The sequence below is a fragment of the Pseudomonas violetae genome (assembly GCF_023072615.1).
Classification (GTDB): Bacteria; Pseudomonadota; Gammaproteobacteria; order Pseudomonadales; family Pseudomonadaceae; genus Aquipseudomonas; species Aquipseudomonas violetae.
The window spans coordinates 309277-324482 of record NZ_JAKNRW010000005.1; the positions used below are offsets into that span (position 1 = coordinate 309277).

General features: G+C 60.1%; 13 protein-coding genes and 2 pseudogenes. 9 read left to right on the forward strand and 6 right to left on the reverse strand.

The window, feature by feature from the left end:
- Positions 1 to 38 precede the first annotated feature (38 nt).
- Both L9059_RS10080 and L9059_RS10085 read left to right on the forward strand, forming a co-directional pair.
- Positions 39 to 1184, forward strand: a complete 1146-nt coding sequence (locus L9059_RS10080) for a sterol desaturase/SRPBCC family protein (RefSeq protein ID WP_247290569.1) — start codon at positions 39 to 41, stop codon at positions 1182 to 1184.
- Positions 1181 to 2269 carry an SMP-30/gluconolactonase/LRE family protein gene (locus L9059_RS10085; RefSeq protein ID WP_247290491.1) on the forward strand — a complete coding sequence of 363 codons (1089 nt, stop codon included), beginning with the start codon at positions 1181 to 1183 and terminating at the stop codon, positions 2267 to 2269. Before L9059_RS10080 ends, L9059_RS10085 begins: the two co-directional genes overlap by 4 nt.
- A 106-nt stretch (positions 2270 to 2375) precedes the next feature.
- Here the strand turns inward: L9059_RS10085 and L9059_RS10090 are convergent, their stop codons facing one another.
- Positions 2376 to 2618 carry a hypothetical protein gene (locus L9059_RS10090; protein WP_247290493.1) on the reverse strand — a complete coding sequence of 81 codons (243 nt, stop codon included), beginning with the start codon at positions 2616 to 2618 and terminating at the stop codon, positions 2376 to 2378.
- 103 nt (positions 2619 to 2721) lie between these two features.
- Positions 2722 to 2964, reverse strand: a complete 243-nt coding sequence (locus L9059_RS10095; RefSeq protein ID WP_247290495.1) for an HP1242/YdcH family protein — start codon at positions 2962 to 2964, stop codon at positions 2722 to 2724.
- A gap of 205 nt (positions 2965 to 3169) precedes the next feature.
- On the opposite strand from L9059_RS10095, the gene L9059_RS10100 reads away from it, so the two are divergent.
- The gene (locus L9059_RS10100) at positions 3170 to 3688 is read left to right on the forward strand and encodes a DUF4142 domain-containing protein (RefSeq protein ID WP_247290497.1); all 519 of its coding nucleotides are present in this window, start codon (positions 3170 to 3172) and stop codon (positions 3686 to 3688) included.
- 160 nt (positions 3689 to 3848) lie between these two features.
- On the opposite strand, the pseudogene L9059_RS10105 reads toward L9059_RS10100, so the two are convergent.
- The 3 genes and pseudogenes from L9059_RS10105 to L9059_RS10115 all read right to left on the reverse strand — a co-directional run bounded on the left by L9059_RS10105 (position 3849) and on the right by L9059_RS10115 (position 6784).
- A pseudogene (locus L9059_RS10105) lies at positions 3849 to 5532 on the reverse strand (type VI lipase adapter Tla3 domain-containing protein).
- A 10-nt stretch (positions 5533 to 5542) separates the two neighbouring features.
- Positions 5543 to 6104, reverse strand: a pseudogene (locus L9059_RS10110) (effector protein Tle3 domain-containing protein); the annotation flags it as partial.
- Between the two features lie 422 nt (positions 6105 to 6526).
- Entirely contained in the window at positions 6527 to 6784 is a 258-nt protein-coding gene (locus L9059_RS10115; protein WP_247290498.1) for a hypothetical protein, read from the reverse strand.
- 213 nt (positions 6785 to 6997) lie between these two features.
- Here L9059_RS10115 and L9059_RS10120 point away from each other — a divergent pair, with 213 nt between their 5' ends.
- Genes L9059_RS10120 through L9059_RS10145 form a run of 6 tightly spaced genes read left to right on the forward strand, consistent with a single transcriptional unit; the run spans position 6998 to position 12422 of the window.
- A complete protein-coding gene (locus tag L9059_RS10120) occupies positions 6998 to 7849 on the forward strand; it encodes an STAS domain-containing protein (RefSeq protein ID WP_247290500.1) in 852 nt (283 codons plus the stop codon).
- A gap of 4 nt (positions 7850 to 7853) precedes the next feature.
- Positions 7854 to 8216 (forward strand): STAS domain-containing protein, encoded by a 363-nt coding sequence (locus L9059_RS10125; protein WP_240888283.1) that lies wholly within the window; start codon positions 7854 to 7856, stop codon positions 8214 to 8216.
- On the forward strand, positions 8213 to 8617 hold the full coding sequence (locus tag L9059_RS10130; protein WP_045057597.1) for an anti-sigma regulatory factor: 405 nt from the start codon (positions 8213 to 8215) through the stop codon (positions 8615 to 8617). The genes L9059_RS10125 and L9059_RS10130 overlap by 4 nt, the downstream gene beginning before the upstream one ends.
- Positions 8614 to 9624, forward strand: a complete 1011-nt coding sequence (locus tag L9059_RS10135; RefSeq protein WP_247290571.1) for an ATP-binding protein — start codon at positions 8614 to 8616, stop codon at positions 9622 to 9624. The genes L9059_RS10130 and L9059_RS10135 overlap by 4 nt, the downstream gene beginning before the upstream one ends.
- Entirely contained in the window at positions 9617 to 10489 is an 873-nt protein-coding gene (locus tag L9059_RS10140) for a sensor histidine kinase (RefSeq protein WP_247290502.1), read from the forward strand. Before L9059_RS10135 ends, L9059_RS10140 begins: the two co-directional genes overlap by 8 nt.
- Positions 10479 to 12422 (forward strand): response regulator, encoded by a 1944-nt coding sequence (locus L9059_RS10145; protein WP_247290505.1) that lies wholly within the window; start codon positions 10479 to 10481, stop codon positions 12420 to 12422. The genes L9059_RS10140 and L9059_RS10145 overlap by 11 nt, the downstream gene beginning before the upstream one ends.
- Before the next feature lie 137 nt (positions 12423 to 12559).
- Here the strand turns inward: L9059_RS10145 and L9059_RS10150 are convergent, their stop codons facing one another.
- A complete protein-coding gene (locus L9059_RS10150; protein WP_247290507.1) occupies positions 12560 to 15184 on the reverse strand; it encodes an excinuclease ABC subunit UvrA in 2625 nt (874 codons plus the stop codon).
- Positions 15185 to 15206: the final 22 nt, after the last annotated feature.

Below are 15206 nucleotides of genomic sequence, written 5' to 3' on the forward strand. Positions count from 1 at the left end.
ATTCTGCTGGAAGTTGGCCATCATCTCGGATGAGCGCATTGAGGCAGACCACCGATACATTTCGCAGCCGTTACCGCGCCGCCGTGCACCCGCGCTACAACCCGTGGCTGCACGGTGCTTTCGTCCTGGCGTTCGGACTGCTGGCCACCGGCGGATTCTGGAGCACCGTGCAGCAAGTCAAGCCACTGGAATGGCTGGCCGTACCACTGACCTTGTTGCTGTTCAACGCTGGCGTCTACCTGGTGCATCGCCACCTCGGGCACCACAAGAAGCACTTCGCGCGGATGTTCTACGCCCGTCACGCCGGCGATCACCACAGCTTTTTCACCCCTGGGCACATGGCTTACGACAGCACCCGGGACTGGCGGGTGATCCTGTTTCCGGCGTGGCTGATCGTGTTGCACACAGGGGTGATTACCCTGCCCCTCTGGTGGCTGCTGTCGCACATCAATACCAATGTGGCCGGTTTGTTCGGAGGCTGCCTGCTCCTCGGCTATCTCACCTATGAAGTGTTCCATGCCTGCGAACACCTGCCGCCGAGTAACCGCCTGACTCGGCTGCCATGGATCCGCCAGATGCGCCGACTACACGAACTGCATCACCGCCGCGAATTGATGCAGGAGCGTAATTTCAACATCGTTTTCCCCCTGATGGATTACCTGTTCGGCACCCTCTACTGGGAACCGGAACAACTCACCACGCCCCAGACGAGTAGGCCCATGACCCGCATGCAGCATCAAGTCGACATTGCCGCAAACCCGATTGAGGTGCTCGCCTATGCCTGCGCCGCGACCCGCTGGCCGGAGTGGCATCCTTCGTCCCTGAAAGTCGACGGGCAGGCCGGCCCGCTGCATGCGGGTTCACGCTTCGAAGAAGACATTCGCGCCGGTGGGCGGGAGGGCCACCTGAGCTGGGTGGTCGAGGAGTATCTACCCGGGCGGCGCTGGAGTGCCCGGGCCCAGGGCGACAAGGGCCTGGCGCTGGTGGTGACCTATGAGTGCGCGGCCCAAGGCGATGGCACACGGTTTATCCGCACACTGGACTATCAGTTCCAGGGCCTGGCGATGCGCCTGGCCAATCAGCTGTTGCTCAAGCGTCGCATTGACCGCGAGTCCGCGCAGTCAATGCAGGCCTTGCGCGCAATGGCGCAACAGCACCTGGCCACGACGGGAGTCACTGTGTGAGTCGATCATTCAGGTTTCGTCATGTCGTGTTGCTGGTGATTGTGGCTATAGCGGCGTTCCTGTTGTTGATGCCCACCAAGGTGCAACCGGTGGCCTGGAACCCGTCTGCGGCGCCTTCGCTCACCAGTGGCGTGTATGCCGACAATCAGCGCCTCAAAGATTTGGAACCCGTGGGTGCCGCCAACATCGACGGGCCGGAGGCGTTGCTGCTGGAGGATAGCGCCCTGATCACCGGCCTGCATGACGGTCGATTGATCCATACCAGCCTCGACGGCAAGACCATCAAGGTACTGGCCGACACCGGAGGCCGGCCTTTGGGCCTGGCGCGGCATCCCAATGGCTTACTGGTGATTGCGGACGGGGTCAAGGGGCTGATGTCCCTGGATGCCCAGGGTCGTCTGATCCCATTGGCTACGGAGGCCAACGGCGTGCCCTTGGGTTTTACCGACGACGTGGCCATCGACAAATCCGGGCATTACGCCTATTTCAGCGACGCTTCCAGCCGATTCGGCTATGGCAGCGATGGCGATGCCATCATCGAGCATGGCGGCGACGGACGCTTGTTACGTTATGATTTCCAGACCGGCAAGACTGCCGTACTGTTGGACAAACTGGAATTCGCAAACGGCGTGACACTGGGCCCGGACGACAGCTTCGTGCTGGTCAACGAGACCGGCGCCTATCGCATCAGCCGTTACTGGCTGAGCGGGCCGAAAGCCGGCACTCATGATGTATTTATCGACAACCTGCCGGGTTTGCCGGACAACCTTTCATTCAATGGCGAGAACCGCTTCTGGGTGGCGCTTTACGCGCCACGTAACGCCCTGCTGGATGCGATGGCGCCTCATCCCTTCGTGCGCAAAGTGATTGCCCGAGCAATGACAGTGCTGCCCAAGCCGGTGGAAAAGCGTGGGTTTGCCCTTGGGCTGGATCTGCAAGGCAAGGTGATCGCCAACTTGCAGGACGGCAGTCGCGACAATTATTCGCCGATCACGACCGTGCGCGAGTATGGGGACTGGTTGTATTTCGGCTCGCTGAAGGCCGATCACATGGCGCGGTTGCCTCTGGCGAAGGCACTGCAATAATCAATAACCTGTAGCGCGCAACTTGCTGCGGCCTGTGGGATATAAGGCGTGGAATCAATCGTCAGAACGCCGCCCGCAGCAAACCGGCGCCTAAAGGTGCAAGTTCTTACCGTGGATTGATTTCGCCATCGCGTTCCGCGTTATCCGTCTCCTCACGAATGCGATCACCGTCGATTTCGCTGATGTCGCCCTCTTCGATCGGCCGCACTCCTTCGTTATCAGGCAACTCGTCGATGCCTGGTTGGTCTTCGGGATTAATTGTCGTGCGCCCCGGGCTCAAAGGCTCAGGGTGAGTCGGGATCGGGTCATACCCGCCCTGTTCTTCGCTGGGGAATTTGGGATCACTCATGAGGCACCTCGCATGGAGCCGTTGATTGGGACTCTTATCATTCGAGGTGCCGGGATTTATCCCCGTTCCAAATTTTCAGTCACCGGTCGTCGGTGCTGAACCGTCAGGACGATGCCTGAAGTTGCTGGACGATCTTGTCCTTGACCTGCAAGCGCTTCTCCTTGAGCTTCTTCAGCGCATCATCGCTGGGTGCATCCGACTGGGCGGCCTCAGCCTTCACCACCTCGGCGTCGGCTTGGGAATACTTGTTGAGCAGTGAATCCAGGAATGGATCATTGGTGCGTTTTTGCTGGATCTCTTCCTTTGACAGTTTCAGGTCCTGATAAAGATCGTGGGTCACCGGCATGGAACACCTCCGTTTGTTGATCGGGATGAACGCGATCAATTGCGCTCACCAACTACCAGAATGGCCTCGGTTGACCAGTTCTGTCGATACCACAGGTGTCCGTTCGTCGTGCTGACGCAAACGCGATAAAACCTTTGCCGATCTACCGCCCTCCATTTAATAACGATCAGCGGATCGCTTATAAAACCTGTGTGGAGATTGATCAATGGACGGATTTACCCTGCGTAACCTGGCCCTGGCCGTAGCCTTGAGCAGCATGGGCACCGCATTTGCCGCCACTTCCAACGATTTCGTCGACAATGCTGCCGCTGGCGGGATTGCCGAAATCGAAACCAGTCGACTGGCGCTGGAAAAAAGCCAATCGGCGGACATCAAGGCTTTCGCCAACATGATGATCACCGATCATTCCAAGGCCAACGACGAACTCGCAGCGTTGGCAAAAAAGAATGACATCGAAGTGCCAGATACCACGACCCTGGTGAAGCAGGCCAAGGAAAAAATCCTCGACATGCGCGATGAATCCTTCGATACCGCCTACGCCAACAACCAGGTGAAGGCCCACGAAGAAACCATTGAGCTGTTTAAGAAAGAAGCCAACACTGTGACCGATGACAAGGTCAAAGGCGCGACCGACCTCAAGGCGTTTGCTCAGAAAATGCTGCCGGCCCTGGAAAAACACCTGGCCAAGGCGAAAGAACTGCAAGCTGCGCATCCAGACAAGTAAGGCGCTTGCCTGGTACTGAAATAGGTTTATGCCTGTTTCGAGCTAACGCCCGATGCACCGCATCGGGCGTTTTGCATTTCAGGGGCACAAGCATGACCACCCAATGGGCAAGAAACCGCACTGCCGCCGCAGGTGCCGTCAACCAGGCACATGGGATGGCTCATGTGCTGGGAGCATCGCGGCTAGGGGAGCCGAACTTGAAGGGATCGGCACCACGGTTCTCGCGGTTCCTCTCTTTGCGCGCCTCGTCCGGTGGGTGGATCATTTGGACCGTCAGGCTGCCGTCCTGGCCGGCGTAGACTACCGCGCTGGCACCGCCGTCCAGGTAGCTGGCAATGGTCGCCAGGCTGATTTCGACCAGCGCCCCACTGACGCCGATATTGCCCAGACGCCGCCCGATGTCGTACCCCTCATCGACATTCCCCAACTCTATGCCATGGCCGTCGGTATTCAGGCCGTACAAGGCAATGCTCAGGGCAATTTCTGCGTCCAGGTTATCGGTGGAATCGTAGAACACTCGGACCGGTTGCTGCCCATTGGGTAACGTCTCCAGGGCCTGTAACCAGCCCGCCTGCATGGCTTTGGCCTGCAACGCCGGTTTAAGCCGCTTGCCGTGTTCATCCTGCATCGAGACCTTGATCGGCCAGTGCAAGTAACCCAGCACTGGCGCGGCGTCGAACTCTTTGACCTGGTGCTGGGCCCAGCGTATGGGCAGCCATGGGGAGGGTTTGAAGTAGCCTGTGCCTTGGTCAGAAAGCGTTTGCCAGAGCGAGGGGAGTTGCGACTGCCAGTAGGCGGTGGACATGGTGCCAGGGGCATAGGGTTTTTCACACCCTTTGGCACGCTCCGCCTCTTTGTACACATCGCGAAATTCATGGGAATGCTTCCAGTAAAACGCCCAAAGCTTGCCCAAGTCATTGTTTTTATTCTGATTGTCCTCAGGCTCATGGGTGATATAAGGACGAATAAACCGATCCACCCGATCCGAGCGAGTCACCAATAGCCCGGTCATGCTTTCGTACACCGTGGGAACGACATGGCCGTTCTGCAATCCAGGAGTGCCTGCCACGCGCAAACCGTTTCGAGTGACATCGCCGTCCTCGCTCACGATTAAGGCTTGGGGTACTTCGGGGTTGTCATCAAAGAACTGGAACAACCGCTCGATCATGCCCTGAACATGGGTTGTATTCTCCGCGTCCTGCCACAGAAAGAGCGTGACCCCGAGCGTGGCGGCATTGCGACCGTTGAGGATATTGCTCGCGGCCCCTGTATCTGTAGGTTGCTTGTTCGGTGCGATGGAAAACACCGGGATTGGCCAATACGCCACCGACTCGCCTGCCGAATGCTTGAAAGCAACACGAGTGTTGATTGCCTTGGTGATTTCCCGGGAGCTCAATGAAGAATCATAATCCTTGGCGTCTCGTGAATAGATTGAAGTGAAGTTGTTGTTCTTTTTTTAACTTCTCGCCAGATCGATGATTGATGCCAATCGTCCACCGCCATCCCCCCCCCCGGATTTCCAACGCATAAGTCCGCGCTTGCGTGGCTTGCTGCTCGGTGATTTGCGCCATGACTTTGGCTTTATAAGCGGCAAACCCGGCCTTTTCACTGGCCACGGCTTTGCCCCACCAGTGAACGCTGAAAATCAGTACCAAAGGGCCCAGAATGGCGGCGATACCCCAGCGTATTATGGGGTTCATGTCACGAAGGACCACGTTGTTCTCCTCTGCCTTGATGTGGACCATCCAAACGAAGCCGAGCCATAGGATCAGCAGTATTCCGGCGATCCAGAGGTAAGGCTTGAGTGCTGGTAAAATTCGGGTTCGATGTTGAGAGTTGCTCACAAGGCGACTCCTTTTTAGCGGCGCCGGCAAGCAGAGAGGGCGGTGTTAGCGATACCAAGTCGGAGGGCGGGAAGATACCTTTGTCGTAATACAAGTAACTGGCCCTCACTAGTGCCTGAGCCTCAGCGCTGAGTCGCGACCATCCCGGCAAAAGTCCGACTTGCTCGAATTGTTTTTTGTCCATCTTCCAATCCGCAATCGCCACCAACACCTCACGCATGGCCGGCTCATCAAGGCAGCGGGCCTGGCCGACGGCAATGTCCATCGCCGTCACCCAACGCTGGTTTTCCGGGCTGCGCAAGATCGCTGAGTGGTAGGCGTTGGCGCCCCACAGTGGTGTCGTCCGGGCAAAAATACAGATACACCTTGCCGCGATTGTCGCGCTCGGGAAACACCGTGAGGTTGCCGATTTTGTCTTTGCGGGTGCCTTGAGTCGGCGACCATCGCACGCCGGTGCGACCGCCATAGGTTTTGCTATCCCTGAGCGCGGCTAACGGTGGCTGGGCAGGAGGCGTTTGCGTGACCGCCGTGACGATACGGATCTACGTGGCGAGTGTGTCATGGTCTTGGGGGCGGCAGTATCTCGACGATAAAGGGTTGTCAGGTCCATTTAACGTTTACTCCGGCGAAAGCTCCTGGAGAGTTCCGAAAAGCATCTGCAACCTGGTCGGGGCGTCAGCCCCCGGGTTGCAAATGAACAATGCGGCTGGACGTTAGCGTGCACGGATTGGTGGGCACAATCGTAGCGACGTGGTGGCTCTGTATGGTTTTTTGTAGCTGGGAAGTCAGAAGCGGCGCGATTACTGGCCAAGCCCGGAAATGGGGACGATGGTCAACCCTACAATTTCAGAATCGTCTTACAGCCGAATCACCCCTTATCCATTGCACCTTCCTGAAAAGAAGCCAGAAGGTGTAAACCTTATTCAGGACGGGACAGCTCCAACAAAAAGGCCGCATCAATCGATGCGGCCTTTTTTATGTGGCCACAATGCGCCTAGCCGCCATCGGTATCGATATCACCATCGGTATCATCACCAGGTTTAGCCCGATCCGGTTCAGGCTTGAAGCCCGGACTGAATTCGTTGTCATTATCATCGTGCTGGTTTTTCTGATCCACCGCCGAGTCGACACTGTCTGGTGTGCTGGTGTGCTGTTGCGAAGCAGAGCTGTCGCCGGGCGTCTGTGGATCAATCGCCGGATCATTGCGGTCGACCGCTTGATCCGGCTGCTGCGTCATCGAGTCATCTTTCATAGGTACCTCGTTCATCAATGCAAGGCAGGCTGAAACAGTCGCCTTGTAGATTCGAAGCCACACCTCGTACAACGTTCCATCGATGATCGCCTACGCTGTGTTAGGTGATAAATATCTGCGCAGCGGGACAACTATTTCTACCGGCAAATGTCACTGCTTTGTGCCGATCCAAGTTTTTCGTAATCGGCCAATAATTTCAAGGAGTTCAGGCACATGGCGGCACTGCAGACCAGCACACTCGATGCGATGAAAACCAACCAGAATCAACTCCTCGAAGATTGGACCCAGCGCCTGGAAGCCAGCGGCGCCTCGCGCAACGTCAAGGAGCAGGACCTCAAGCAACAAACTACGCAATTCCTGCAACTCATCGTCTCCGGCCTGGAAATGGGTAACGGCCAGAACATGGCGGCACCCGGCTGGGACGAGATCCGCCAGTTCCTCGAGAAGCTGTCCCACAGCCGTGCGCTGCTCGGCCAGGACTCCCATCAGACGGCCAGTTTCATCTTCTCGCTCAAGGGCCCGATGTTTGCGATGCTGCAAAATCATTATCAGGACCACCCTGCGCTGCTGGCCGAACAGCTGTGGGAAGTCTCCGAGCTGCTCGACGCCTTGGGCATGCACACCATCCGTACTTTCCAGAAGTCCCGCGAAGCAGTGATCAAGCGCCAGCAGGAAGAGCTTTTGGAACTGTCGACGCCAGTGGTCAAACTCTGGGATGGTGTACTTGCCCTGCCAATGATCGGCACCCTTGATTCTCAGCGTACCCAAGTGGTGATGGAGTCGCTGCTGCAGCGCATCGTCGACACGGGCTCGGAAATCGCTATCATCGACATCACCGGCGTGCCGACTGTCGATACCCTGGTCGCCCAGCACCTGCTCAAAACCGTCACCGCGATTCGCCTGATGGGTGCCGATTGCATCATCAGTGGCGTCCGTCCACAGATTGCCCAGACCATCGTGCACCTGGGCCTGGACCTGCAAGGCGTCGTCACCAAGGCCAACCTGGCCGACGCCCTGAAACTGGCCCTGACCCGTCTGGGGTTGACTGTCAGCAAGGCAGGTTGAGCCGATGGAACGCATTCCAATTCTGCAAATGGGCGACTTCCTGCTGGTGACCATCCAGGTCGACATGCATGACCAGCTCGCCCTGACGCTCCAGGACGACCTGTCCGAGCGCATCAGCCGCACATCCGCTCGCGGCGTGTTGATCGACATCTCGGCGCTGGACATGGTCGACTCGTTCATCGGGCGGATGATCGGCACCATTTCCGGCCTGTCGCGCATCATGGACGCGCAGACCGTACTGGTGGGCATGCAGCCGGCTGTGGCGATCACCTTGGTCGAGCTCGGCATGACCCTGCCGGGCGTGAGCACGGCCCTGAATGTCGAACGCGGGATGAAACTGCTGCAGGATCGAGTACGTGAGCAATGAACGTGCGCAGCAGTGGCAGCCAACCCATTCAAATCGAACAGGATGTGGTCCTGGCGCGCCAGACGGCGCGCAAGCTGGCCACTGAGTGCGGCATGCGCCTGATCGACCTGACCAAGATGGTGACGGCCGTCAGCGAACTGGCGCGCAATACCATGGTGTATGGCGGTGGCGGCGACATGGATTGGCAAATCCTCGACGAAAACGCCCGCACCGGCCTGCGCCTGGTGTTTCGCGATGAAGGCCCGGGCATCCCCGATATCAAGCTGGCAATGACCGACGGCTGGACCTCCGGCGGCGGTCTCGGCCTGGGCCTGACCGGCGCAAAACGCCTGGTGGAAGAGTTCGAGCTCGATACGGCGCCCGGCAAGGGTACTCGCATAACGATCACGCGATGGGTATGAACATCAGCGGTTCGATGACGCAAGTACTCCCCATCGAAGACAACAGCCAGATCGGCCACGCCCGCCGTACCGCGCAGAAACTCGCGGAGCAGCATGGCTTCGACGCCACGGATGCCGGGCGCGTCGCCCTGGTCGCCACTGAGCTTGCCAGCAACATACTCAAGCACGCTGCCAGCGGGGAGCTGCACCTTCGGGTGCTGCCGCGCGCATCAGGTGCCGCGATCGAAATGCTCGCCATCGACCGGGCCAATGGGTTTGACCTGGAGGCCTGCCTGGCCGACGGTTTTTCTACCGGTGGTACCCAAGGCATCGGCCTGGGCGCGGTGTCACGCCAGACCGAAGTTTTCGATGTCTATGCAGACAATCGAGGCGCCGTGCTGCTGGCCCGCCTGTTCCCGCGCGGCGACAAGGCTGCGGACCAGCGGTTCGGCGTCAGCCAGCATTCCTTGCGCAACGACCCCGCCTGTGGCGATGTCTGGCACCTGGCCTTTGACGGCCCGCGTATCAGCGCCCTGGTCATCGATGGCCTGGGCCATGGCGAAGATGCCGAACGGGCTGCACGTGCTGGTGAGAAGACCTTCGCTTTAGCACCTTTCACCTCGCCGGTGATGCTGCTGGAAGACATCCATCGCGACATGATCGGCACCCGCGGCGGCGCCCTGGCCATCGCCCATTACGACGGCGACGCCGATGCGCTGAAATTCGTCGGTATTGGCAACATCGGCGCCTGCCTGATCGCCCCTGGAAAATCAAGTGGCCTGGCGTCGCACCCGGGCATCGTCGGCGGGCAATATCGAAAGGCGCAACCCTTTGACTATGCTCAAGTGAACGGACAACTATTGATCATGTACAGCGACGGCCTGCAGTCCCGATGGAACCTGCAAGATTACCCCGGCCTGGTGCACCGCCATCCCGCCGTGATTGCCGCCATTTTGCACCGCGATTTTTGCCGCGGACGCGACGACGTCACGGTCGTGGTCATTGCGTTGGAGGCCAATCATGGCTGATGCACCCATCAATCACGACGAGCAAGCGGCACTGGTCGCGCAGTTGCAAGCCGAGGCCAACGCCCTGCGCGAGGAGCTGGACGAAACCAACCAGGGCGTCTTGGCGCTGTATGCCGAGCTGGATACCCAGGCCGATCAGCTGCGCCAGGCGTCGGACCTCAAGAGCCGCTTCCTGTCGTACATGAGCCACGAGTTCCGCACGCCACTGGGCTCAATCCTGAGCATCACCCGCCTGCTGACCGACGAACTCGACGGCCCGTTGAGCGCCGAGCAGCACAAACAGGTGGCCTTCGTCAGCAACGCCGCCCGCGAGCTCAGCGACATGGTCGACGACCTGCTGGACCTGGCAAAGATCGAAGCCGGGCGCATCAGTATCTCCCCCGCCTGGTTCGACATGTTCGACCTGTTCGCCGCCTTGCGCGGGATGTTCCGCCCGATCGTCGATGCCAGCGCCGTGGACCTGATCTTCGAGGAACCGGTGGGCCTGCCCAAGCTGTTCACCGACGACAAGAAGCTTGCGCAGATCCTGCGCAACTTCATTTCCAACTCGTTGAAGTTTACCACCCGCGGCGAAGTGCGGGTTTCGGCGCGACTGCATAACGCTACCCACGTACGTTTTGCCGTCAGCGACACCGGAATAGGTATCGCCCCGGAGCTACATGGCGCATTGTTCGAGGACTTTTCCCAGGTCGATTCGCCGCTGCAAAAGCGCCTTCGCGGCACCGGGCTCGGATTATCCCTGTGCAAACGCTTCGCGGAGTTGCTGGGTGGCGAAGTCGGCCTGGAGAGCAAGCCGGGCCTGGGCTCGACCTTCTTCGTGATCATCCCGCTGGCGATTGCCATGGAGCCCGCCGATGAAACGTGACATTCGCCTGTTGATCGTCGATGACAACGTCGCCACACGCTATGCCCTGCGCCGGCGCCTGGAACGCCACGGCTATGAGGTACTGGAGGCGGGCACCGGTGGCGAGGGGCTCGAACTGATCGCCAGTGTCGCGCTCGACGCGTTGATTCTCGACGTCAACCTGCCGGACATGAGCGGTTTCGACATCGTGCGCAAGCTGCGCTGCGACCCCGTCACCGCCCTGCTGCCGGTGATTCACGTGTCAGCGGCATCAATCCAGACCGGCGACATCATTACCGGCCTGGATGCGGGCGCAGATGCCTACCTGATCCACCCGGTCGACCCGGACGTGCTATTGGCGACCCTGCGCACCCTGCTGCGCGTGCGTGAAACTGAAAACGCCCTGCGCGAAAGCGAGGCACGTTTTCGGGAAATTTTCGTCAACGTGTCTGCGCCCATCGCGGTACTGGACGCGCAGCTCAAGGTTCACGAATGCAATCACGCGTTCACGCAGCTGATGCAGGACAACCTCGACCCGGATGCCCTGCGCGAGTGTTTTGCTGCGGACCAGGGTGCCGTCATCGATGAACTGCGCCTGCGCCTGGCCTATGGCGAGCGCTGGAAAGGCACGCTGAACATGCGGGTGCACGGCGAAGTCCGCGAGACCGAATGGCAGCTGTCACCCTATCGCACGCCTGAACTGAGCCTGGTGTTCGTCGAAGACGTTACCGAGCACCGGCATCGCGAACGCTCGCACCTGGCCCGCCTGGATGACGCCACGACCCAGCTGGCCAACGAAGTCGCCCAGCGCGCGCGCACCGAGGCGCAGCTGCTGCAAGTGCAGAAGATGGATGCGCTGGGCAAGCTCACCGGCGGCATCGCCCATGACTTCAACAACCTGCTGACCGGCATCATCACCAGCCTGGAACTGATCCAGAAACGAATCGCCGCGTCACGCACCGACAAGGTCGGGTTTTATGCCGAAGCGGCCTTGAGCTCTGCCATGAGTGCCTCCTCGCTGACTCATCGCCTGCTGGCATTCGCCCGCCAGCAGCCACTCGATACCCGGCCGGTGGACATCAACGCCCAGGTGCGCTCACTGGAAGAATTACTGATGCGCACCATCGGCGAGCGCATCGCCCTGAAACTCGAACTGACGTCCAAGGCGGCGATTGCTTTGGTCGACCCGGTCCAGCTCGAAAGTGCTGTGCTCAACCTGGTAATCAACGCGCGTGATGCACTGCCCCAGGGCGGCAATATCTGGGTTAGCACCTATGCCGCCTTCTCCCACGGCGATCCCAATTTGGCAGATGGTGCGTATGTCGCCCTAGCGGTGCGCGATGACGGTATGGGCATCGAGCATAGCGTAATCGGCAAGGTCTTCGATCCGTTTTTCACCACCAAGCCCCTGGGCCAGGGCACTGGGCTTGGTCTGTCGACCATCTACGGCTTCGCCCGACAATCCGGCGGCGACGCGCACATCCGCAGCGTGGCCCGCCGTGGCACCGAAGTCACCATCATGCTGCCCGCCACTAACGATCCGACGTCCAACGAGGTGACCCCGCTCACGGTTGAGGCCCAAGGGGATGGCGAGCATGTACTGATCGTCGAGGATATGCCGTCGGTGCGCATGTTCGTCGCCGAAGTGCTGATGGACGCCGGTTACCGCTGCACCCAGGTCGGCGACATTGAAAGTGCACTTGAGCGGTTGCAGAGCGACCCGTCGATCGACCTGCTACTGACCGACGTCGGTCTGCCGCGCATGACCGGCCGCGAACTGGCGGATGTAGCGCGTGGCTGGCGCGCGCAGTTGCCGATCCTGTTCATGACCGGCTACGCGGAAACCGCGATCAACCGCCAGGTGTTCCTCGGCACCGGCATGGAAATGCTGGTCAAGCCGTTCCAGATCAATGAGCTGTTGGAGAAGGTTCGGCGTACGATTGATGGGGTATGAGTCAAGAGCCGATCATTATTGATCGCAGGCAACGATGCTCCCTGTAGGAGCAAGCTTGCTCGCGAAGAGCCTAGGTACACCGCGCATGTTCAAGCAGCCCACGTCATCATGGACGCCCATCGCGAGCAAGCTCGCGCCTACAGGAGGTTAAGCGTACGGGCCAGAAACGGTGCCGTCTTGCTCCTCTTGCTCCTGGCAACCTTCAGCGGCGCCCCTGCCACTACCACTTTCCCACCCTGATCCCCTGCCCCAGGCCCGATATCGATCACCCAGTCACTCTGCGCCACCACCCGCATCTCGTGCTCGACCACAATCACCGTATGCCCAGCCTCCACCAGGGTATTGAGCTGCGCCATCAATCGATCGACATCCCGCGGGTGCAATCCGGTGGTAGGTTCGTCGAGCACATACAGGGTGGCCCCCCGCTGGTTGCGTTGCAGTTCAGTGGCCAGTTTGATGCGCTGGGCTTCGCCGCCCGACAGCTCTGTGGCTGGCTGACCGAGGCGCAAATACCCCAGACCGATGTCACGTAACACCTCCAGTGAACGATGGATACCTGCCTGTTCGGCAAACACCTTGACGGCGTCATCCACCGTCAGCTGCAACACTTGGGCGATGTTCATGCCTTGCCAGACGATAGCCAGCGTCTCGGGGTTGTAGCGCGCACCGTGGCAGGTCGGGCATGGCGCATACACACTGGGCATGAACAGCAACTCGACGCTGACAAAACCTTCGCCTTCACAGGTCGGACAGCGGCCTTTGGCGACGTTAAAGGAAAACTGCCCGGCATCGTAGCCTCGCGCCCGCGCCTCGGCAGTGGCGGCATACAGCTTGCGCACACTGTCAAACAGGCCCGTGTAGGTTGCCAGGTTCGAGCGAGGTGTACGGCCAATCGGTTTCTGGTCGACCTGTACCAGGCGCTTGATCGACCCCAATCCTGCAGTCACCTGGCCGCCACTGACCTGCGGTGCGTCATCCTCCAGGCTCATTTCCTCGGCGTTGCTGTCAGCCACCGGGCGCCCCAGGTGCGCCCCCACGAGCTCCAGTAATGCCTGGCTGACCAGGCTCGATTTACCCGAACCCGAAACGCCGGTGACCGAAGTGAAGCACCCCAGCGGAAATTCCACACTGAGGTTGTCCAGGTTATTACGCGTGATGCCTTCCAGGCGCAGCCAAGCGGCTGGCTTACGGCTGGTTCGCGCTTGACTCACTTGTTCGGCGAACAGGTAGTCCCGGGTTTGCGATTCCTTAACCTCCGCCAGGCCGGCCGGTGGCCCGCTGTACAGGATGCGCCCGCCATGCTCGCCGGCTGCCGGGCCGACGTCGATCAGCCAGTCGGCACGGCGCATGGTCTCCAGGTCGTGCTCGACTACAAACAGGGTATTGCCTGAGGCCTTCAGCCGTTGCAGGGCATCGAACAGCGCCTCGCCATCCGCCGGGTGCAGACCCGCCGAGGGCTCGTCAAGCACGTAAATCACGCCGAATAGTTGCGAACCCAACTGGGTCGCCAGGCGCAAGCGTTGCAACTCGCCGGACGACAAGGTCGGCGTGCTGCGCTCCAGTGCCAGGTACCCCAGGCCCAGGTCAGTCAAGGCACTCACCCGCTCCAGCAAGTCCTGGGCGATGCGCTGCGCCGCCAGACGTTTTTCCACCGACAGGTTAGGCGTATGCCGCACATCCGGAGCATTGGCGTGCGCGCTCGCCCCATGAGCCACCCGCTGGGCGCGCGCGTCCAGGGTTTGCCGCTGCGTGAAGACTTCGCCAGGCTCCTCGGCCAGCTTCAGGTAGCTCTGCGCCGCCACCGGTTTCAACACCTCGGCAAACTGCAGTAAAGGCATCTGCGATAATTCACCGATGTCATAACCAGCGAACTTCACCGACAACGCTTCGCGCTTGAGTCGTTTACCGTCGCACTCCGGGCATGGACTGCCAAGCATGAACTGCGCAACACGCTTCTTCATCAGCGCGCTCTGGGAATGGGTGTAGGTGTGCAGGATGTAGCGTCGGGCGCCGGAGAAAGTGCCCTGATAACTCGGTTCCATCTTGCGCTTGAGGGCGACCCTGGTTTCTTCGGGAGTGAGCCCGGCGTACACCGGCACCGTCGGCGTTTCCTCGGTGAAGAGGATCCAGTCACGCTGCTTCTTCGGCAGCTCGCGCCAGGGCTTGTCGACGTCGTACCCTAGCGTGACCAGGATATCGCGCAGGTTTTGCCCCTGCCAAGCCATGGGCCAGGAAGCGACAGCGCGCTGGCGGATGCTCAGACTCGGGTCCGGAACCATCAGCGCTTCGGTGACTTCATAGACCCGGCCGAGGCCATGACATTCCGGGCAGGCGCCTTGGGGTGTGTTCGGCGAAAAATCCTCGGCATACAGCATCGGTTGCCCGGGCGGGTAGCTGCCGGCCCGGGAGTACAGCATACGGATCAGGCTCGACAAAGTAGTCACACTGCCCACCGACGAACGCGTGCTCGGCGTGCCGCGCTGTTGCTGCAGCGCCACGGCGGGCGGCAAGCCATCGATGGAGTCGACGTCGGGCACCCCGACCTGGTCGATCAGACGCCGCGCATAAGGCGCCACGGATTCGAAATAACGCCGTTGCGCTTCGGCGTAGAGAGTGGAAAACGCCAGGGATGACTTACCCGAACCGGAAACTCCGGTGAACACCACCAACGCATCCCGAGGGATATCGACATCGACGTTCTTGAGATTGTGTTCCCGGGCACCGCGCACCCTGACCATGCCGGAGGTTGGATCGGAATTCATAGGCTGCCTTGATTGAAATGAG